General features: G+C 37.3%; 17 protein-coding genes. 7 read left to right on the top strand and 10 right to left on the bottom strand.

Annotated elements, in window-relative coordinates; all coding sequences use genetic code 11:
• Positions 1–679 precede the first annotated feature (679 nt).
• A complete protein-coding gene (scpC, locus tag QNH24_RS02350; protein WP_283870578.1) occupies positions 680–2,200 on the bottom strand; it encodes a succinyl-CoA:acetate CoA-transferase ScpC in 1,521 nt (506 codons plus the stop codon).
• Between the two features lie 280 nt (positions 2,201–2,480).
• Here scpC and chrR point away from each other — a divergent pair, with 280 nt between their 5' ends.
• The gene (gene chrR, locus QNH24_RS02345; RefSeq protein ID WP_283870577.1) at positions 2,481–3,212 is read left to right on the top strand and encodes a class II chromate reductase ChrR; all 732 of its coding nucleotides are present in this window, start codon (positions 2,481–2,483) and stop codon (positions 3,210–3,212) included.
• Positions 3,213–3,425: 213 nt separating this feature from the next.
• A complete protein-coding gene (locus tag QNH24_RS02340; RefSeq protein WP_283870576.1) occupies positions 3,426–3,851 on the top strand; it encodes a hypothetical protein in 426 nt (141 codons plus the stop codon).
• Between the two features lie 53 nt (positions 3,852–3,904).
• On the opposite strand, the gene QNH24_RS02335 is transcribed toward QNH24_RS02340, so the two are convergent.
• The gene (locus QNH24_RS02335; RefSeq protein ID WP_283870575.1) at positions 3,905–5,584 is read right to left on the bottom strand and encodes a hypothetical protein; all 1,680 of its coding nucleotides are present in this window, start codon (positions 5,582–5,584) and stop codon (positions 3,905–3,907) included.
• Between the two features lie 175 nt (positions 5,585–5,759).
• Between QNH24_RS02335 and QNH24_RS02330 the strand changes: the two genes are divergently transcribed.
• From QNH24_RS02330 to QNH24_RS02320, 3 genes are all read left to right on the top strand, one after another.
• The gene (locus QNH24_RS02330) at positions 5,760–6,404 is read left to right on the top strand and encodes a lysoplasmalogenase (RefSeq protein ID WP_283870574.1); all 645 of its coding nucleotides are present in this window, start codon (positions 5,760–5,762) and stop codon (positions 6,402–6,404) included.
• Positions 6,405–6,669: 265 nt separating this feature from the next.
• A complete protein-coding gene (pepT, locus tag QNH24_RS02325) occupies positions 6,670–7,899 on the top strand; it encodes a peptidase T (protein WP_283870573.1) in 1,230 nt (409 codons plus the stop codon).
• Between the two features lie 206 nt (positions 7,900–8,105).
• Complete coding sequence (locus QNH24_RS02320) at positions 8,106–9,083, top strand: DMT family transporter (protein WP_283870572.1); 978 nt, start codon at positions 8,106–8,108, stop codon at positions 9,081–9,083.
• Between the two features lie 168 nt (positions 9,084–9,251).
• On the opposite strand, the gene QNH24_RS02315 is transcribed toward QNH24_RS02320, so the two are convergent.
• A complete protein-coding gene (locus QNH24_RS02315) occupies positions 9,252–10,574 on the bottom strand; it encodes a hypothetical protein (protein ID WP_283870571.1) in 1,323 nt (440 codons plus the stop codon).
• Positions 10,575–11,122: 548 nt separating this feature from the next.
• On the opposite strand from QNH24_RS02315, the gene QNH24_RS02310 reads away from it, so the two are divergent.
• Positions 11,123–11,833 carry a Fe-S oxidoreductase gene (locus QNH24_RS02310; protein ID WP_283870570.1) on the top strand — a complete coding sequence of 237 codons (711 nt, stop codon included), beginning with the start codon at positions 11,123–11,125 and terminating at the stop codon, positions 11,831–11,833.
• A gap of 61 nt (positions 11,834–11,894) precedes the next feature.
• Here the strand turns inward: QNH24_RS02310 and QNH24_RS02305 are convergent, their stop codons facing one another.
• Positions 11,895–12,575, bottom strand: a complete 681-nt coding sequence (locus QNH24_RS02305; RefSeq protein WP_283870569.1) for a GNAT family N-acetyltransferase — start codon at positions 12,573–12,575, stop codon at positions 11,895–11,897.
• A gap of 11 nt (positions 12,576–12,586) precedes the next feature.
• Positions 12,587–13,699, bottom strand: a complete 1,113-nt coding sequence (locus tag QNH24_RS02300) for a mandelate racemase/muconate lactonizing enzyme family protein (protein ID WP_283870568.1) — start codon at positions 13,697–13,699, stop codon at positions 12,587–12,589.
• Between the two features lie 80 nt (positions 13,700–13,779).
• Here QNH24_RS02300 and QNH24_RS02295 point away from each other — a divergent pair, with 80 nt between their 5' ends.
• Positions 13,780–15,021, top strand: coding sequence for a hypothetical protein (locus tag QNH24_RS02295; protein ID WP_283870567.1), 1,242 nt, complete (start codon positions 13,780–13,782; stop codon positions 15,019–15,021).
• Positions 15,022–15,082: 61 nt separating this feature from the next.
• Here QNH24_RS02295 and nhaC read toward each other — a convergent pair whose 3' ends face one another.
• From nhaC to QNH24_RS02270, 5 genes are all read right to left on the bottom strand, one after another.
• Entirely contained in the window at positions 15,083–16,528 is a 1,446-nt protein-coding gene (nhaC, locus tag QNH24_RS02290) for a Na+/H+ antiporter NhaC (RefSeq protein ID WP_283870566.1), read from the bottom strand.
• Positions 16,529–16,801: 273 nt separating this feature from the next.
• A complete protein-coding gene (locus QNH24_RS02285) occupies positions 16,802–17,917 on the bottom strand; it encodes an amidohydrolase (RefSeq protein WP_283870565.1) in 1,116 nt (371 codons plus the stop codon).
• A 175-nt stretch (positions 17,918–18,092) separates the two neighbouring features.
• A complete protein-coding gene (locus tag QNH24_RS02280) occupies positions 18,093–18,236 on the bottom strand; it encodes a hypothetical protein (protein ID WP_283870564.1) in 144 nt (47 codons plus the stop codon).
• A 258-nt stretch (positions 18,237–18,494) separates the two neighbouring features.
• Complete coding sequence (locus QNH24_RS02275) at positions 18,495–20,537, bottom strand: TRAP transporter permease (RefSeq protein WP_283870563.1); 2,043 nt, start codon at positions 20,535–20,537, stop codon at positions 18,495–18,497.
• Positions 20,534–21,049: a DUF1850 domain-containing protein gene (locus QNH24_RS02270; protein ID WP_283870562.1), complete on the bottom strand. Its 516-nt coding sequence runs from the start codon at positions 21,047–21,049 to the stop codon at positions 20,534–20,536. The genes QNH24_RS02275 and QNH24_RS02270 overlap by 4 nt, the downstream gene beginning before the upstream one ends.
• Between the last annotated feature and the right edge of the window lie 131 nt (positions 21,050–21,180).

Raw genomic sequence — 21,180 nt, 5'->3', positions numbered from 1 at the left:
GACCCGAGCAGTTCTACGAGGGACCTGAGCAGTTCTACGAGGGACCCGAGCAGTTCTACGAGGGACCCGAGCAGTTCTACGAGGGACCCGAGCAGTTCTACGAGGGACCCGAGCAGTTCTACGAGGGACCCGAGCAGTTCTACGAGGGACCCGAGCAGTTCTACGAGGGACCCGAGCAGTTCTACGAGGGACCCGAGCAGTTCTACGAGGGACCCGAGCAGTTCTACGAGGGACCCGAGCAGTTCTACGAGGGACCCGAGCAGTTCTACGAGGGACCTGAGCAGTTCCTACGAGGGACCCGAGCAGTTCTACGAGGGACCCGAGCAGTTCTACGAGGGACCCGAGCAGTTCTACGAGGGGCCCGAGCAATTCTCCGAGGGACCCGAGCAATTCTCCGAGGGACCCGAGCAGTTCTTCAAGGGACCCGAGCAGTTCTCCCAGGGACCCGAGCAGTTCTCCCAGGGACCCGAGCAGTTCTCCCAGGGACCCGAGCAGTTCTTCGAGGGACCCGAGCAATTCTGGGGGGCGCCTGAGCAGTCCTCCGGGGGACCCGAGCAATTCTGGAGGGCACTTATCAGTTCTCTGGCAACCCATACAGTTCTTTTGGGTACCATAATTAACACAAAAGCCTTGAAGGAATCATTAACTGTCCTACAAGGCTTTTATTATACCTATTCTATTATTTTGATAATGCTGCTTCCTTCATAGTACCACTTTTTGCATAATTCACATGCCATGAAAGCGCTTTCTCTAGGTCGTGTGGAGTATGGTGTCCGCCTGTTGCTTCATTAGCATCATTAAAATACTTCCATAATTGCTCACGGTATTCAGGATGTGCACAGTTATCAATAATTAGTGCAACCCGCTCTTTTGGAGCCAGTCCACGTAAATCAGCAACCCCCTGCTCTGTCACGATTACATCTACATCATGCTCTGTATGATCCACATGTGATACCATCGGAACGATACTTGAGATATTTCCACCTTTTGCATAAGATTTTGTAACAAAAATACCTAATCGTGCATTACGTGCAAAATCACCAGAACCGCCGATACCATTCATCATTTTTGTGCCTGAAACATGGGTTGAATTCACATTACCGTAAATATCAACTTCCAGCGCTGTATTCACTGAAATTAGCCCGAGTCGGCGAATAATTTCTGGCTGATTGGAAATTTCCTGTGGGCGTAATACTAGTTTATCAGCATATTTATCAAAATTACCGTAAACTCGGTTTCCAACTTCCTCTGACAGGGTAATAGAAGTAGCAGATGCAAAGCTTACTTTTCCAGCATCAATTAATTCGAATACAGCATCCTGTAGCACCTCTGAATAGACCTCTAAATTTTCAAACTCGGAGTCTTTGAAGCCCAATAATACAGCATTTGCCACGGAGCCTACTCCTGACTGGATTGGACGTAAACTCGTCGTTAAACGGCCTACTTTAATTTCATCACGAAGGAAGTTTAATAAATGATTGGCCATAATATCTGTTTCCTCATCAGCTGGAACAATTGTTGATGGCGCATCTAAAATGTCTGAAATTACTATACCCTTTACTTTCTCTAAATCTAGTGAAATACCAATTGTTCCGAGTCTATCTGAAGCCTTTTGTAATAGAATTGGATCACGTTTTCCTTGTGGTCCTGGAACAAAAATATCATGTACTCCCTCTAATGCATCTAGCTGAGCCACATTCAGCTCGATAATAACTTGATCGGCCTCTTGCACAAAAATCGGAGAATTACCAACTGAAGTTGTAGGAATTAGTAAGCCATCTTCTGTAATAGCAGCCGCTTCGATAATCACAAAATCAATAGGACCTATAATGCCCTGACGTACCAATTCTGCATTATGTGAAAGATGCGCATCGACAAACATAATATCACCGCTGTTGATTTTATTACGAATTCCCGCATCCGCCTGGAAAGGGCCACGTTTACGAATAACGCCAGCTTCAGCTAAGTATTGGTCAACTTCTGGGCCTAATGATGCACCTGTATATACATCTACCTGAAAGCTCTCTTTTTTAGCTTTTTCAACAAGTGCAAGTGGCACAACTTTAACATCTCCAGCACGTGTAAAACCACTCATCCCAAGTACCATACCATCCTTAATCCAAGATGCTGCTTCTTCTGCTGTGACAACCTTGCTTCGCAGCTGTTCATTACGAAGCTTTTTCGCTAACTTTTCTTCCATTCCTTATTCCTCCATCCCACTTTATTTTTGTTTAACTAGATTACTTGGTAGATACCTCGTTGCTATTTCCAAACATTAGAATTTTAACCAAATAAACCGTCGCATAAATAATATTATACTATTTAGAATATTTAATCTATATCCAAGAAAATATTTCGTTTTTCGAGAAATTTTATGTATTTATAAATTATCCGAAAATAATTTAAACGCCCAATACATTCGATTTTGAAGAAAAAGCGTGATATGCTTTTCATATATAAGGGGAAAAGGAGAATATTAAATGGTTAAAGATTTATTACGCAACCACTCTTCAGTTCGTATTTATGATGGTAATCCAATTTCGAAGGATATCATAGAGGAGTTAATTACTACTGCGCAAATGGCTGCTACATCTCATTTTGTACAAGCTTATAGCGTTATTTGGGTAACAGATGAGGAGAAAAAGGAACAGCTCGGCTTGCTCTCCGGTAACCCTCGTCAATATGAAACCTCTGGGGCTGCATTTGTCTTTTGTGTGGATTTTAAACGTCTACAAATGGCTGGTAAACTAGAAGGTGTGGAAATTGTAGCAGATACAGCCGAAAACGTGCTTGTTGGGGTTGCAGATGTAGCATTATTTGCTCAAAACTTTGTCATTGCCGCAGAATCAATGGGATACGGTATTTGCTATATTGGTGGTGTTCGTAACAAACCAGCGGAAATAAGTGAGTTATTGAATTTACCTGATTATGTTTTCCCACTTTTCGGCTTAACAATTGGGGTTCCGGCTCGCCGTAATGAGGTAAAGCCTCGATTACCAGTCGCTGCTATCCTACATGAAAATGAATACAATGTACAACAATATGAGGAACTTTTACCAATTTATAACGAAACACTAGAAGCTTATTATAATAGCCGTTCTTCCAATAGAAAAATTGACAACTGGACAAAGCAAATGGCTGATTTTTTAATTGAACAACGTCGTCCACATATTAATGAGTTCTTAGCTAAAAAAGGTTTTAATTGGAAATAGCATTCAATCTAGATTACATTAGTGGGGTTACTATCGTATGATATTAACTCTACTTTTTTTATGTAAAATACCTCATCATGTTGCAATTAGTATTTTTGTCTCTCTTATTATGTTAAATTAAGGTACAAATTAAACGAAAAGACTCTTTCCTTTTCCAACATTTCCATTCATATTAATAGAGGATGACTTTACGTGGAAAGGAGCTTTGTTCAAATGTCCCATGTCAATAAACACCTTGCTCGTACCTTAGAACAACAGCATAAACGAAGTGTTAGAGGTTTATTTTTAAAAATTCAAGACTTAAACAATAAATGTACGTTATTAAGAAAGAGGCTAGAACCTCATATAGATATGACTGTTTATCAGAATGCTATTGATTATGTTAATGAATTTATTTCGCATACCACTATCCTCAATTTAAAATTTATTACCAATACACAAAACTTAGAAGTATTAGTATTACATACACTTTTATTATCATATGTATTAGAAAATGAAGATCCGCGTTCTTTTGAATATGAACAAAAGCTACTTCATGAATATATTCAGGAAATTTTCGACTTAAACGAGCATGCAAAAACACTTTTTATTAATCATCAGGAAAAGATGCTTTACTATATTCAATCCCAACCAACATAAAAAGACGATCTCGCAACATATTTGCAACTAGATCGTCTTTTTTGAGCATATTTTTATTGTAGACCTTTAATGATAAGTGTTCGGACAGGTAGGAACTGCTCGCCTGTATCGCCATAAGTAAGAATGACTTCATCACCTTCTTGTAAATAAATTGAAAGTGGTTCCGTCTCCGCACTCACTAAATAATTCTCCCCATTACTTAATAAAAACGAGACAATGGTAAAGTCACCTAAACGCTCTTTATATACGCGTAATACTTTTCCACTAGCATTTTTTTCAGTTGCATTTGAACTGCCATCTACCGTATTTCCTCCACGGCTCAGTGCTGTTTTATATAGTTTTAGTGCCTCTTTAGGAGTTGTTGCATAAACTGAAATTTCAGGATTTGCTGCAGAGACAATGAAATAGTTTTGTAAAAAACCATTTGAATCAAGCACTGCAGTTAACCAGCTAGCTTCCCCGTAAAAGTTATATAATACAGGCATTTCACCAGACCATTTTTTCTCGATAAATTTTTTCTCGATAATTTGTAAAGTCCCTTGTGAATCCATATAAGATGAATCTAAATTTCCAGTATAGTAAGTTGCTTGACCTGTTCGAGCATTTGTTAAAGAATAACCAAGCATCGAATCGACACCCTCTTTAGGACTCGTAAAGTCTGTGAAATAATACATATCACCTTTTTCATCAAAAACCGGGCTAACATTTGATTCTGTTCCTTCATCTGAAGGAAGCTTTACATCCTTTTTACCAAATTTACTGTTCCAAAATCCATGAACATAATTTCCAAAGTAGCTGTTTTGTAAGCTCACGGTCTCAGGTGAAACAGCTCCATCAATAAATTCTGGAACATCCTCTAACTTCACTACTTCGGATTTTCCTGTTAACGCATCCACCAATACAATCCCTTTTACATCAAAGCCATTACGTGCTGAAACAAATTCACCATAGGAACGAATGTAATAGGGCTTACCATCATCATCTACTTCAAGTTGTACATCTCCATAGAAAATAAGGAGTGGATGCTGAAGACGAATATGACGCTCTAAATTTGAATTTAAGTAAGCTGAAGGCACATACTTCATTGCTTGCTCTACAAATTTTGGATTATCTGCTGAATCTGTGGCACTCATCATAAAATAACCTGGAGTAGAGCCACCATTCATCCATTTAAAAAAGCCAGAAAATTCAACTGGTGCAATATACACATACTCACCATTTACTTTTTGAATTTGTAAGCGCCCTAATTCATAATAGCTCGTATTCGGCACTTGACCAAATGCTTTCTTCATCTTATTACGTGCAAATTTTGGAGGTACACTGGCTGGTGTTTGTGTTTCATCAAACGGCTTTATCTCTACCTCTTCCTTCATCTCAGCTGATGTAAATTTGTCGGTAGCATTCCATAAAGGAGCTGATAATACATATATGGCGACCCCTAAACTAGCTAAAAATAATACACCTTTTATCTTTCTTTCAATACCACTTGCAAGGAACGCCCCGCCTAATGTTAATAGAATAATAGCTGGCCAAAATGCAAGCCAGTTTACATCCATCTTTGTGACATATACTGTGATGCCCGTAGCTAGAAATCCTAGTACAAAGACACCTATAAAAAAGTATCCAATTACTTTTTTTGATTTTCCATCTTCTCGCTTCTTCGTAATAAGCGGTGTTAATAAAATACTCGCAATTAGTGCAATGACTGCTGAAGCTATTAATAGCTTGGTCATTTTATTCACCCTTTCTTAGGTAACTATCTACTTATTTACGGCTGCATTCGTAAAAAGTTTCATACATTGCCTGAGGAACATGCCTTCTTAATTAATGATTTTTATTAAAAAAGAGGACTTTATAAAGGAAATTTTAACATAGATAAAGAATTTCAATGAAAAGGAGATGAAATATTTGTTTAAAAAATTTTTAATTCCTGTCATCGCTGTGTTTGGTTTTTATTATATTTTTTTCTACTCCCATATAGAAGAAAATCTAAAGCTAATCTTTAAAGTTATCCCTATGCTATTAATTATTATTTTAGCTGCTCCTCAAAAAGGCTTTAAAAAGTACCAGCTACTAATTGTTGTTGGTCTTGCTTTTTGTATGGTGGGTGATTATACATTACAGTGGTTCCTCATTGGATTAACAAGTTTCTTAATCGGTCATATTTTTTATATCTTTGCCTTTTCGTCTACTAATGAACGCCAAGTACCAGCATGGGCAAAAGTAATTTTACTTGTTTATGGGGCAAGTATGGCTGTGTGGATTGCTGGAACGGTGCTTTCCTCCGGGGATATTGTCCTAGGTATTGCAGTAATCGCATATATATCCATTATCTTGTTGATGGGTTGGACTGCCATTCGCACAGGTTCCACCTTTGCGATAATCGGGGCGCTATTATTTATCGCATCGGATTCCTATTTAGCTATTAATAAATTTGTAATGCCCCTATCCTTTTCACATGAGATAATTATGCTGACCTATTACAGTGCTCAATTACTTATTGCTTTAAGCATCCTTCAATATTCCGAAATCCGAAGTAAAGTGTTACAATAATATCAATTATGCCTCGGCATAATTGCGTCTGGAATCGCTTTGTGCTTAGGTCCGCAGATGTTTTTTGTGCGAAAGCGCAGTGCTAACAAAGCGTCCGATCCCGTGCAATCTGCTGTGGGCTTTGGGCTAACTTGATGTAGGTCACTCAGTCGTGTGTTGTTGTTCCTTAGCTTTCGCACAGATAAATTGCCACAGGGCGTGACGTTCTTAGACTTTGGACACCCGCTTATAGAAATTAAACATACACATTAGGAGGCCATACTTTATGAAAGAACAAGTAATCGAGCGATTAATTCGTTATGCAAAAATTGATACACAATCCGACTTTACAAGCGAAACAACTCCTTCTACACAAAAGCAATTTGATTTATTGTACATTCTTAAAGACGAACTAGCTGCAATAGGCTTAACGGATATTACATTAGATGAAAATGGTTATTTATTTGCTACTTTAGAGGCAAATACAGATAAAGAAGTACCGACTATCGGCTTCTTAGCTCATGTCGATACAGCTACTGATTATACGGGTACAAATGTCAATCCACAGCGTATTGACAATTATGACGGCGGAAATATTCAGTTAAATGAAAATTTAGTAATGTCACCAACAGATTTTCCAGAGCTTAAAAATTATGTAGGACAGACATTAATCACAACAGATGGAACTACATTATTAGGCGCAGATGATAAAGCTGGTATTGCAGAAATTATGACGGCTATGGAATACCTTAAAAACACCCCTTCTATTAAGCATGGTAAATTACGTGTAGCCTTTACACCAGATGAAGAAATTGGCCGTGGTCCACATAAATTTGATGTAGCTGCTTTTGGAGCCGATTATGCTTATACGATGGATGGCGGACCACTTGGCGAGTTACAATATGAGAGCTTTAATGCCGCAGGTGTTAAGATTGTGACAAAAGGTACTAGCGTACACCCTGGTTCTGCAAAAAACAAAATGGTCAATGCCATCACAATGGCTATCGCCTTCCAAAATGAAATGCCTGCTGATGCAGTTCCTGAAAAGACAGAAGGTTATGAAGGTTTCATTCATTTAATGGGCTTTAAAGGAGCTCTTGAACATACAGAGCTTTCCTATATCGTGCGTGACCATGATCGCCAAAAATTCGAAGAGAAAAAACAATTAATGCGCGATGTTGCAGCTAAAATTCAAGCACAATTTGGAGAACATGCATTAAGCATTACAATTGAAGATCAATACTATAATATGGGCGAAAAAATTGAGCCTGTAAAAGAAATTGTTGATATTGCACGTGCTGCGATGGAAAAATTAGATATTACACCTAATACTTTGCCGATTCGTGGTGGTACAGATGGCTCACAATTATCTTATATGGGCTTACCAACACCAAATATTTTCGCTGGTGGCGAAAATATGCATGGGAAATTTGAATATGTATCTGCTGAAACAATGGAAAAGGCGACACAGGTTATTATTGAAATTGTTCAGCTATTTGAACAACAAGCAAAATAATAGGTATTTATTAGGTGATCCACTCACCTGTAAAAATGTCACAGATTGAATAAAGTCAAAAAAATCTGGACTCGATGGGACATAATTGATAATGTTATAGTTACGAAGAAAGGTTTTTTCCTTTCTTCGTAATTTTTTCAGCATTAATTACTGAATTTTCTAATTACATAAAAGAATTGAACTAAAACTCAAACTGAGGTGATTTTATGAAAGAAATTGCATTAGGCATTTTTGCATCACTTTTCTTTGCCGTGACCTTTATTTTAAATCATGCAATGGAAATGCAGGGTGGTAGCTGGTTATGGAGCGCATCTCTTCGTTATTTCTTCATGCTTCCGTTTTTACTCGTAATTGTCTTCTACAGAAAGGGCTTTCCCCAATTATCTGGCGAAATGAAAGCACAGCCTATCCCATGGCTACTATGGAGCTTTGTTGGGTTCGTATTATTTTATGCACCTCTTACATTCGCAGCAGCCTTCGGTCCAGGTTGGCTCGTTTCTGGAACTTGGCAGTTTACAATCGTTGCTGGTGTATTACTTGCTCCCCTCTTTGTTTCGATCGTAGCGGGAAAAACAGTGCGTCAAAAAATACCACTTATTTCATTACTGATTTCATGTGTTATTTTAGCTGGTATTTTGCTTATTCAAATACCCCAGGCACAATCTGTTCCAATGAAAAGCCTAATGCTTGGCATCCTGCCTGTTGTAGTCGCATCGTTTGCTTACCCTCTTGGCAATCGCAAAATGATGGAAATATGTGGAGGTCGTATTGATACATTTCAGCGAGTTCTCGGTATGACAATAGCTTCTATGCCAGCATGGATTATTATGGCTATCTATGCCCTGGCAACAGTTGGGCTACCTTCAATAAATCAAATGCTGCAATCTTTGCTTGTTGGTATCAGCTCAGGCGTTATTGCCACAATCTTATTCTTCATTGCGACCGACCGAGTACGAGACCATCAAGGTAAACTTGCAGCAGTTGAAGCAACACAATCGACTGAAATTCTTTTTGTTATTATTGGTGAAATATTATTACTCGGCATCGCCTTCCCGAACCCAATAGCTGTAGCAGGTCTAGGTGTCATTATTGTGGGTATGCTTTTACACAGCTACTACACAATGGTGCTAGGGAAAAAAGGTGCTAATCAACAATCTACCTCTCATAACAGCTCCACTCTGTGATGTACATTCATACTGTTGAAAAATTTCAATCCCTATAGCCATGTATTTTATCTTTTGTTGAAGGCAATAAAAGCCCTAAAATCAAACAGGTGAGGAAAAACAATTCTTTTTCCTCACCTGTTTTTCTATTATTAAGATTTTCACCCTTCAAACAAAGTAAAGGAATTGTTATTCATAGGACCTTAGTTCGCTGCTATATCCATTAATATAACCATAGCCTGGTGCAAAAAATTCGCCATAGGATGTTTCCACAACATTGTTAAATGTACCTGTTGAGTTTGTGAATGTGTAATGAATGGCACGAACAAATCCTTCATTTTTCATTCCGTTCTCCATTCTAGTCACTTTTGAACCTTCTATAACCGGCTTATCAAATAGATATTTGATACCATCCTTTTCATAATTAAAGGTTTGTTCTGTTTCAAGATAATCAATGAACTGATTGTTGCTCTGCGCTTCAAAACGATTATTAGCCGTTTTCTTGTATACACCATTCGTATACACTAGTTGTTGAAGCGTATCATTTGGTAAGAAAGATGTTGTAATAACCGGTGATTCGTTCGGTTTTATGGTAGCTAGGACTTTTTTTGGTACATAATATGTTTCCCCATCTATCTCAATCCAAGCTGTCATATTTTTTTCAGTCAATAACATTACTTCATCAAAACGCTTTAGTTCTCTTGACTTTTTACCTTTACCAATAACACCATATCGAATATAGCGTTTCTCTTGAGCTTGCACAGGTTGGAGTAATGTTACAGGAATATATGTGAAAATAAAATCTTCTCCCCATGTCCCTAGCTCTTGCATTCTAATATATCCATTTATTTCAATTCCTAACGATTGAAAAACAGTTCCTTTTGAATATTTTCCTCCCGCATTTCCTCCAGCCATTGGACCTCTTAAGTGCCGTGTATCAGCTGTTAGCTTATAGAGTCCTTCATCTCTTTTTATTGTTTCGGCAATGCGAATATCTGTGGCATCAATATAGCCCCCTCTAGTATTTCCCTCAGAAGGGTACGTATAATCGTAATATAGATTTTCACCAATAACAATATCATAGCTAGGGGACCCATATTCAAATCCTTTTAAATAATGTGTTCCATAGTTTAAGTTTGAGGCTTGACCATTGATGTTGATATAACCGGGATTATCATAAAGCGAAGCGCGTATGTTCAGAGGTACTTTCTTAAAAACAACTAAATCCGTCGCTTGAACACGGTAACCCGAACTCATCCAATAAAATGTTTTGTTGTCATATTTTTCGATATCATAAACTCGGAAATAGTTATTGCGCTTGACTGTCATCGAGCTATATGTTCCTGTTGCATTATTCTTCTTATATACTTTCACATCTTTTGTAAAGGTCATTTTACCAGTTTGCCCCTTCACAACAGGTGCCCCATCCCACTGTGCTTCCGCCGCTTTAGATGATGATGGGTTTGTAAAAAAGGCTAACACGATGAGCAAAGTAATCATATATTTCTTCATTCATTTCCCTCCATTATTTCTAATTAAGTTCCCATTTTTATCATACCATATCCATTCTGTTACTTATTTCCCCTATTTAAAGACAATCAAAAAAAGAGCAACTTATCCATAAAGGCATAAGTTGCTCTGAGATTTTACGTTCCCAAAAAATGAGGGGGGTTTTAGGAGCGTTATCATGAACTAGCAAACTTCTGGAGAAAAGTAGCTAAAGTTCATCCTCTCTACACTGTATTGTAGAGGAGGAATAATCTTTATACGATAATGATAATCATTATCAATTAAAATGTCAACAGTAATCTGAAAATTAATTATTAATTTTTTTATAATGCCTTCTTCAACGAGCGATAATGCAAAAAGCCTCCTACACAAAAGCCGATTATGCTGTTGAAGAAGCAATGCCTATCATACCTGTAAACGTGGCTATAACATCAAAAAACCTATCATTCTGATATGTTTAATAGATTTTACTATATTGCTTTCCATTTGTGAAGCAAAATTGAATAATTTATAATTGAAATAGCAGACGATTGAAAGAATAGGTGATAACAATGCCAGCATTAACGATGGATCAGGTTCGGCAATTAAATTCCTACAGCATTTATACGACAGAGCCGAAACGAACATTATTTACATTAGCCGATATACATAAGGACTTTTACCATCCTGACTTTTTAAATCTGATGATGGGTATTACGGACGCAGCCACAGAAGCAGCAGCCATCTCCCATTTTGGACGCCGCTATGGAATGTTTTTCGCAATGCAGTTTTACATGCTAGCTGCCTATGATGAGGTGTGGGATGGAAAGCCAATTGAGCTTCGCTTTGATGCAGCAAAGGAATTTAACAGCTATACAGTCGCAATGTTTATCAACCCAAATGATTGGCGTTACGTGGATGAGAATGAACGTCAGTCAGTTATCGAGAAAATCTTATATGATGGGCATGTTATTGTGCAACAGCTTCGTAAAGTGACATCTGTTTCGCCTTTGACAATTTGGGAAAATTTCTTTGGCTATCTTCTGTGGCATTATCATATGTTGTTATCGAATCCTGGCTTAGCAGACCAAGCGATGGATGATATTGAAATATTAGAGGATCCTAAAACTTGGGCACGTTTCTCAAACAAGTCTTGGTGGACACAATATACAGGCGGTCAAAGTCCATCAAATTTAGTAAATGTCCCTGTCCGAAAATCATGTTGTTTTTCCAAGGACATACCTGGTTTAATGGCTTGTGGCTTTTGCCCAATAAAAAAATAACAAACCTTTGCAAAAAGGCCCTGCTCTTCGCAAACTGTGAAGAACAGGGCTTATATTTTATTTACTTTTCATAAACAACAAGCCAATCATTTTGGTCTTCATACATGGAAGTACCAGTATAACCCTGTTTTAAAAGTTGCTGTTGACCAACCGTATCATCCATCGATATTGTTTTCTTTTCTTTAAAAATTGGTAGCTCCTGTCGTAAATCTTTAAAGAAAATATAGCGTAATTTATCAACGTACTTAATCTTTAATCCTTTCACCACTAAACCTTGCGCGAATTTATCCTTTAAGCTAGGAATATTATACGGCTTAACAGTAGAGCAAACGTAATCATATTTCGATAAATCAATCTGCCTCATTATAATATTGGCTAATATTTTTTGTAAGCCAAAGCCGCGGTATTTAGGAGAAACATTCGAGATTTCTTGATATAAAACACGATTGAATGCATCCTCCGTAATCCCACAATCATAGCCAAGATGCTCATTATCTATAGGAGGATTTAAGAGCGCACGGAAGGCTATTAGGTCCTGCCCAACATAAGCACCTATCATCATGCCATTGCCTTTTAAAATATATTCAAATTCTTCAGAAGTAAGTGGCTGTAAAATACTTTGGTCAACTAACGATTCATAAACCTCAACTTGTAAATTCTCAATTTCTTGTAAATGGTGAAGATCTAGGGTTGTTACATAAAACGGTGTTTCTCCAAGCATTCCTTCATAGATTTTTTCCATAATGTATCTCCTTAGGCCGTTACAACCGTTGAAAATTTACATAATTCTTTAAGAATCTCTTCATCTACATCTATACCTAAACCTGATTTCTCCTTTAAACAGATGAATGGAACATCATAATGTAGGTTTCCAACATCCTTAGAGAATTTTAATGGACCTGTTAATTCTACACTTGTCATAATTTTTTTAGAGAATGCCACATGGAAGCCTGCTGCTGAGCCAACAGATGATTCTACCATTGAACCAACCTGGCACTCAATGCCTGCCATTTCAGCCATTACCGCTAGCTTCATAGCAGGATAAATGCCACCACATTTCATTAGTTTTATATTTACTTTGTCTGCTGCACGCTTTGCAATAATTTCACGCATCTCACGTACGCCACGAAGTCCTTCATCAATCATTAGTGTAACATCGGATTTTGACTTAATCTCAACCATTCCGTCAATATCCTCACTATCTACTGGCTGCTCTAACCAATCTATATTTAAGTCTTTCATTGCACGTAAACCTTGTAATGTAGTAGATGCATTCCCCCATCCTTGATTAACATCTACTCGAATGGCAATGTTATCTCCTACCCGTTCACGCACCGCTTTAATACGGGCAACATCACGTACAACTTCTGTTCCTACCTTCATTTTAAATGAACGATAGCCCATTTCTACTCGATCTGCTGCCTCATCTGCCATAGCTTCTGGCGTTCCAATGCTCAACACATGTGTGATTGGGAATTTCTCATGATAACGTCCACCTAACAGCTGATATACTGGAACCTGCAGTGCTTTCCCAGCAATATCAAAACAAGCTATATCAATCGCAGCTTTTGCGGCAGGTACATCCTTGACAATTTTATTCATTTTATCGTGGATTTTTTCAAATTCAAGTGGATTCGCTCCAATAATCGCAGGAACTAGCTGATTTTTTAAAACAGCATATGTGCTTTCCCATGTTTCCCCTGTTACATGCTCATCTGGCACTGCTTCGCCATAGCCTATAATACCGGTATCTGTCGTAACCTTTAAAATAATAGAAGGCATTGAGTCATATGTAGCATAGCTAATAACGAATGGTTCAATTAATGGTAAATGAATTGCAAAAATTTCTACTTGTTGGATTTTCATTTTTATCAATCTCCTATATAATTTAGTTGTCGTTAATATGTCGCTAATTGTTGAAAAAATTTAGAGAAGGAATGTTACCTATGTCTACTAAAATAGCAGTTATTTGCTCTAAAGCATTTATGAAACGTATTACTAGTATCGCACAAAACATTAAGAATATTCAATTAGAATTTTATCCTTACAGCCATCCTGAAGAAGCACCTATTTTATTAAAGCAAATTAGACCATGTGACGCGCTATTGCTTGGCGGAACATTGCCTTATCTACATGCCCAATCGTCTTTATCAGAAATACCAATCCCTTGGAATTATATAAAACAAGACGAGACTGCTATTTCTACAACATTGCTATCAGTAATGGCCAATCATGCAATATCTTTAAGAAGAATTTCTATCGATGTGATGAATCCAATTTTTGTTGAAAATGTTTTAAAAGATATTGAGTATTCTGGTCCAAGACCCTTTATTCAGCAAATCGCTGTTACGAGACCTACTCAAGCAATACTTCAGCATCATATTGCTTTATGGAATGCCCAAAGCATTGATTTTGTTATTACAAGTATTCATAGTGTTTTTGATGAATTGCAAAAGCGTCAAATACCTGCTATGCGCATGATAGACGCTACAAACTCTATTGTTCAATACTTGGAAGAAACAAGGTCTCAATCACTTTTAACTAAATCTGAATCTGTGAAAGCTGTTGTAGGGATATTAGAAATGCCAGAGAACAATTCATTTGACACCTATATTTTATCAAAAATCACTGCAGCTACACATTCAACCTATAAACAAATTACGGCAAATTCTTTTGAACTTTATACAACAGCAGGATATTTGCAAAATACCCTTGCAAAAGAAAATTTGCAAAGTTTAATGCAACAAATTGAAATACCCTTTAAGCTTGCTTTTGGTTTTGGTCACTCCATTCTTGAGGCGAGCCAAAATGCAAATAACGCATTAACCTTTGCTAAACCTTGTGAAATATTTATACTAGATGAACATAAAAATTTGTTAGGTCCGTTCCCCAAATCGGAAATAAAGCTTGCTTTAAAAACGGATAATCCTTACGTTTTACAAATGGCAAAGCTAACAAGCCTAAGTCCTTTAAATATTTCTAAAATCATCGACTTTAGCCGAGAGCGTCAATCAGCTCAATTTACTGCTTACAATCTTTCAGAATACCTTCAAGTGACAAGACGTACAACAGAGCGTATTATAAAAAAATTAGTAGACAATGGCTATGCTAAAGTTGTAGGAGAAGAAATGACCCATCAGCAAGGTCGCCCACGCACAATCTATGAATTGAACTTTGCTATTTATTAAAAATTCTCGCAGATACTTTTGGCATCTGCGAGACTACGGTTAGCTAGTAGATGGGATGGAATTATTCCACTACCGCCATATTCGCATCGTTTATTTCTTGCTCCTTTTTACGCTTCTCTGCCTCTGCAATTTCTTCAGGAGTTAGTTTTACTATTGCAAACCCGATATAAGCATAGATAATTGAAATAATAGGTACAGTGAAGTTAAGAATCGCATATGGTGCATATTCCATAGCACTTACGCCTAATGTTGCTAAAATAAACACACCACAAGTATTCCAAGGGAAGAATACGGACGTTAATGTTCCCCCATCCTCTAACGCACGAGATAGGTTTTTAGAATGTAAACCACGTTGTTGATAAACACCTGCAAACATACGTGAAGGTACTACAATCGAAATATATTGCTCAGAACATGTAGCATTCGTTGTGATACAAGCTGCTATCGTTGAAGCAACTAGACTACCTGTAGATTTAGCAAATTTCACAATAACGTTCATAAGCGCTTTTAACATGCCGGAGTATTCTAAAATACCACCAAACGTCATCGCTACGATTGTCATTGAAACCGTATTCATCATTGAGTCTAAGCCACCACGGTTAAATAAATCATCCACCATGTGATTACCTGTAGAAATTTCAAATCCAGCCTGTAATGCTTGTACAGCACTTGCTGCTGAACCACCTTGTACAAAAATTTGTAGTAAGAAACCTGAAACAATCCCAATAATTAAAGCAGGAATTGCTGGCACTTTTTTTGCAACTAATACAATAACACCAACTGGAACAAGTAATAGTAAAGGAGAAATAACAAAGCTTTCCTCCATTACTTTTAAAGTTGTTAAAATTTCTTCTGACTTCATAGAGACATCTGCAAATTTTCTTCCCATAATGCCAAAGACAACAAGCGCAATGACAAGAGCCGGAATTGTTGTGTAAAGCATGTGCTTAATATGATCAAAAAGGTCTGTCCCGGTTAAACCTGCTGCAAGATTGGTCGTATCGGATAAAGGCGACATCTTATCGCCAAAATATGCACCTGAAATAACAGCTCCAGCAATCATTGCTGCCGGAATTCCCATACTTAAGCCAATCCCCATTCCAGCAACACCGATTGTTGCCATTGTAGACCATGAGCTACCAATCGCCAATGAAACGATTGAACATAACAGCATAATTGTTACTAAGAACCATGCTGGAGAAATTAATTTTAAGCCATAATAAATCATTGTTGCTACGACACCGCCACCAATCCATGCACCGATTGTCAAACCTACTAAAATAATAATGACAATTGCTGGTAAAGCTAGACGTATGCCCTTATACATCATTTCCTCAATTTCCATCCACTTAAATCCATGTAATTTGGCAACAATTGCTGCTACTGTTGTGCCAACAAGAAGAGGTACGTGAGGACTTTGCTCTAATACAACTACTGTAATAAGCATCGTAATAATCATAATTGCAAAAGTTAAAAGTGCCCAAAGAGCATTAATTTCTTTTTTCATGGTCCCATCCCCTTTTTTTGCACCTGATTCCTTTGTCGAATTTTTAAGGCGCAAATAATTTTTTACGTTTTTTAGCTTAATATTCAAAAAATTAAAAGTCAACGCAAAAAATTTATGCCTCTCAAGCAAATCTCACTATTTTAGCGTAATAAAACGCTTTCAAGTAGCTATTAAAAACAATGCAAACCCTTGTATATCCATACATTTTGTAAAATGTTCATACAAAAAAGCTATATTAAAAGAAAATATAATCTTTTAATATAGCTTTATTTTTTATTCAGATTTTGGTTTTTTTTCTAATACACAAGCAAGTACTTTTGCAGCATCGATCAGCGCACTACGCTCAAAGGTCATCTTAGGATGATGTAATCCTGGTGTCAAATTAGCCCCAATACCAATCATCGCCGCTTTTAGTTCTGGTTTTTTCACCGTGTAGAAATGGAAATCATCGCTACCTGGTGTAGTGATTTCATCCGCCAAATGCTCCTCACCTAACGTTTCAATGATTGCCTCTTTCGCCATTCTTGCTGCAATTGGTGAAACTTCAGCACCTGGCGTGTAATCAATCCACTTCCAGTCCATATCAATTTCAAACTGTAACTGTATAGCTTTTAAACCAGACTCAATACGACTTCGGAGTAATTCGAGCTGTTGATTTTGCTGTGCGCGAATATCCATCGAAAAGCTAGCATTACCCGGAATAATATTTGTACTACCGCCATCTGCAATAATTTTTGTTAGTTTTGCAGAATGTGGTTCAAACGGTGATAGATGAATACTGTTCAGCATTTGTTGAACAGCCATAATCACATCAATAGCATTCTTACCTTGATGTGGTCTTGCACCATGTGCATCTATACCATGAATTGTTCCCTCTAAAAAATAAGCTGCACCATGATGGATGGCTGGAGAAACCTTTCCAAGTGGCAATTCTTCAATCGGTCTTAAATGTACACCGAATAAATGCGATACCCCTTCAACTGCTCCACGATCATAGGCTGCACAGGCTCCATTTCCTAGTTCTTCAGCAGGTTGAAAAATAAACCGAACACGATGTTGCAAGGGCAGATCTTTAAGTAGTAATAATGCACCAAGAACCATTGTCATATTTGCATCATGACCACAAGAGTGATTCGCCTGCCATTTCCCATCTACCTCTTGCCACAAAGCATCAATATCTGCTCTAACAGCAACGATCTCATCCCCTGTCCCAATTTCAGCAATTAATCCAGGCACATCGCCTAATAAACGATATGACACATTTAATTCGTCTAGTATGGACGCAATTTTTTTAGTTGTCTCAAATTCCTTCCAGCTTACCTCAGGAAATTTATGAAAATGATCAAACCATTGAAATATTGATTCTTCTAACGTTACAATATCTGACATCATTACACCTCATACTCATTTTTGTTTCCCATTATACATGAAATAATTTCAGAAAAGTACATATGTAATTCGACCCATATTCAAATATTTTATACAAATTTCATATTTCGTATATACGAAACAAAAGGACTGTGCTGAAAGTTTAGTCTCTTTCACACAGTCCATCAAATACATATTATAAACTTGTAAAAAAACCTTGTGGATATTCATCATAGTGAATGATTGTTGCCTGCTCTTCATTTTTTTCTTCTTCCATCGCTAATTCAGGCTCTTGATCCATTAAATACGTTTCAAACTTCGAATTGAACAGCTTTTTCATTTTATCACCCCTATTTAATAGAATTTTCTGATAATAGAATTATACATTGCCTTTTTATAAAAAAGCAACAAATAATGCTACATATGCATAATAAATATAAAACCAATCACTTAATTAGATTAATGTAAACCATAATATGGATAAAGACTTTTCAGAAAGTAAAAAGAATCTACATGAAAACTATAGGGAAAATAAACCTTATACAATGGTTTAATCCCTATAATAATCAGCAGATTCCTGTTAAATTTCATTAAGTATTTAAGACGCTGTTACACTAGTATCATTCTTGTCCCTTTTTCCAGGAATGTCTTTATGCTGTGTTATAAACTGAATGATAAACAATATGATAAAAATTGCTAGCCCTGCCCAATCCGAGAATTTCTCTGGATAGATTAGTAATAGACCTGCAGCAATTGCTATCAAACGTTCAACCCAAAGCATTTTACGATACCAGTAACCGATTACCCCTGCCCCAATCGCTACCATACCGGTAATTGCAGTAAATACGACCCATAAAATTTGTGGTATCGTAGTATCAATCATTAGTAAAGAAGGTGAAAAGACAATCATGTAAGGAATAATAAACGCAGCAATGGCAAGTTTGGCTGAGTTTACACCTGTTTTAATAGGATCTCCTCCAGAAATACCTGAAGCCGCAAAGGCAGCGAGTGCTACTGGTGGTGTTATATCAGCAATAATGCCGAAATAGAACACAAAGAAATGAGCTGATAATAAGACAACTACTGGCACCAATTCCTGTGGTGTGTTCGGTGATAATAAAGCTACGATTGCGGGAGCAGCAATTGTTGATGTTATGACATAGTTTGCAGTTGTAGGAGCCCCCATTCCTAGTATTAATGAGGCAATCATAACAAAAATTAGTGTTAAAATAATGCTACCACCGGCTAATGATACTAAACTATTTGCGAGACTTAAGCCTAAGCCTGTTTTTACTACAACACCAACGATAATACCTGCACAGGCAGTTGCAGCTACTACACCAAGAGCTGTACGTGCTCCTTCAACTAGTGCATCAATAATATCTTTTGGCTTTAATCGTGTTTCTTTATTAAACATTGCTACACCTATAGAAATAATAATGCCGTAGAGAGCAGCACGCATCACTGGTGTACCTGTTAGCATTAATATGATGATAGCGATAATTGGTAACAGCAAATAAATTTTCTTAAATACCTCTCGTCGATTTGGCATTTGATCATCACGTAAACCCTTTAATCCTACACGCTTTGCCTCAAAATGCGTCATAATCCAAATACCTGTAAAATACAACAGCGCAGGTATTGCAGCTGCCTTCGCAATATCCCAATATGTTATGTTACGTCCAATAAATTCAACCATTAAAAATGCTGCTGCACCCATAATTGGTGGCATTAACTGACCACCAGTAGAGGCCGCTGCTTCAACTGCACCCGCGAACTCTCTTCGATACCCAAGCTTTTTCATCATAGGAATCGTATATGAGCCTGATGTTACAACATTCGCAACAGAGCTTCCCGAAATTGTCCCCTGTAACGCACTGGAAAACACCGCTACCTTAGCAGGACCCCCAATTAATTTACCTGCAAGAGCTACGGCTAAATCATTAAAATATTGCCCTACTCCTGTCTTTACCAGAAAAGCACCAAAAAGTAAGAATACAAAGATGAATGTAGCAGAAACACTAATTGGCGTACCAAAAATACCATCAGTCGTATAATACATAAGATTAACGATACTCTCTATATCCTGACCGCGGTGTGCCATAAATGAAGGAAAATATGGACCAAAGTACGCATATATCAAAAACACAACTGCAATGATTGTAATTGGTAATCCAACTGCACGACGAGCTGCCTCAAGAACCAATACAACAGCAATTATTCCAACTATAAAATCCAATTGTGTAATCGTTCCATTACTATTTACAAGATTCGTGTAATTAATAGTCCAATACGAACCTACTACAATGGATAGGATTGCTAAAATATAATCAAACCATGCAATTTTATGCTTTGCAGCTTTTTTCCGAACAGGGAACAGCAAGAAAATAAGTGTTAAACCAAATCCTAAATGAATTGTACGCTGTATTTGAGCTGGAAATTGGCCAAAGATTGCTGTGTATAATTGAAACAATGAAAATGCTAATAGTCCAAAGAAAATGACATGCTTCATGATGCCAGTAATTGTTCGTACATTCGATTCTATATCGTATTTCTCAAGGATTGCTTGCTGCTCCTCAGCAGATATTTGTTCGAATTCTTCTACTTTTTCTTTGTCTTCTAATTTTTGCTGTTTTGTCATCTCATCCTTACTCCTTTCCATTGTTCATAAAGTGATAAACGCTTCACCTCAAATAAATAAGAACTACCCCTTTGTAAATCTTTTTTTAAATCATATTCATAGTGCTCGTATATCAACACAAGAGCTAAATCTAAATCACCAATAAATATTGTAAAATTGTCGATAATTTCGTTGTTAAACTGTAAATAATATTTACCATTACGCTCTGTAAATATTTGATTCTCCTCAGCATTGCTCGGCATACCAATTGCTAAATCTTCATACTCCATTCCTACCATTTGAATACGCTTCCCACCTATGTATTGATAATGTTCTAGCACATCCGATTTATGAATAGAATGAGTGTATCTAATTTGAAAGGTCTCCTCAGTTGTTAGTGGTATATAATGCAGTATCGGATGCACAGTGCGCGTTTCCGTAAATGCGAATACCTTTTGGAAAGGAAGAAAAATAACTAGGCATAAGATACTACATAAAATAGCAAAAACTATAAGCGCTTTCCTCTGTCGCACAACATTTGTTCCTCCACTTAAAAAGCTATTGACTTTTCACCAGGATTTAAAGTAAGAAAAGAGACCCGAAGCTTTACGCAACCCGAGCCTCTTTATTAATTACTTTTCACTCACTATAAGCGATAATTGTT

The organism is Lysinibacillus pakistanensis, from assembly GCF_030123245.1.
Lineage (GTDB): Bacteria > Bacillota > Bacilli > Bacillales_A > Planococcaceae > Lysinibacillus > Lysinibacillus pakistanensis.
The sequence above is the reverse complement of the archived record's forward strand: the minus strand, read 5'-3'. Positions and strand labels throughout refer to the sequence as shown.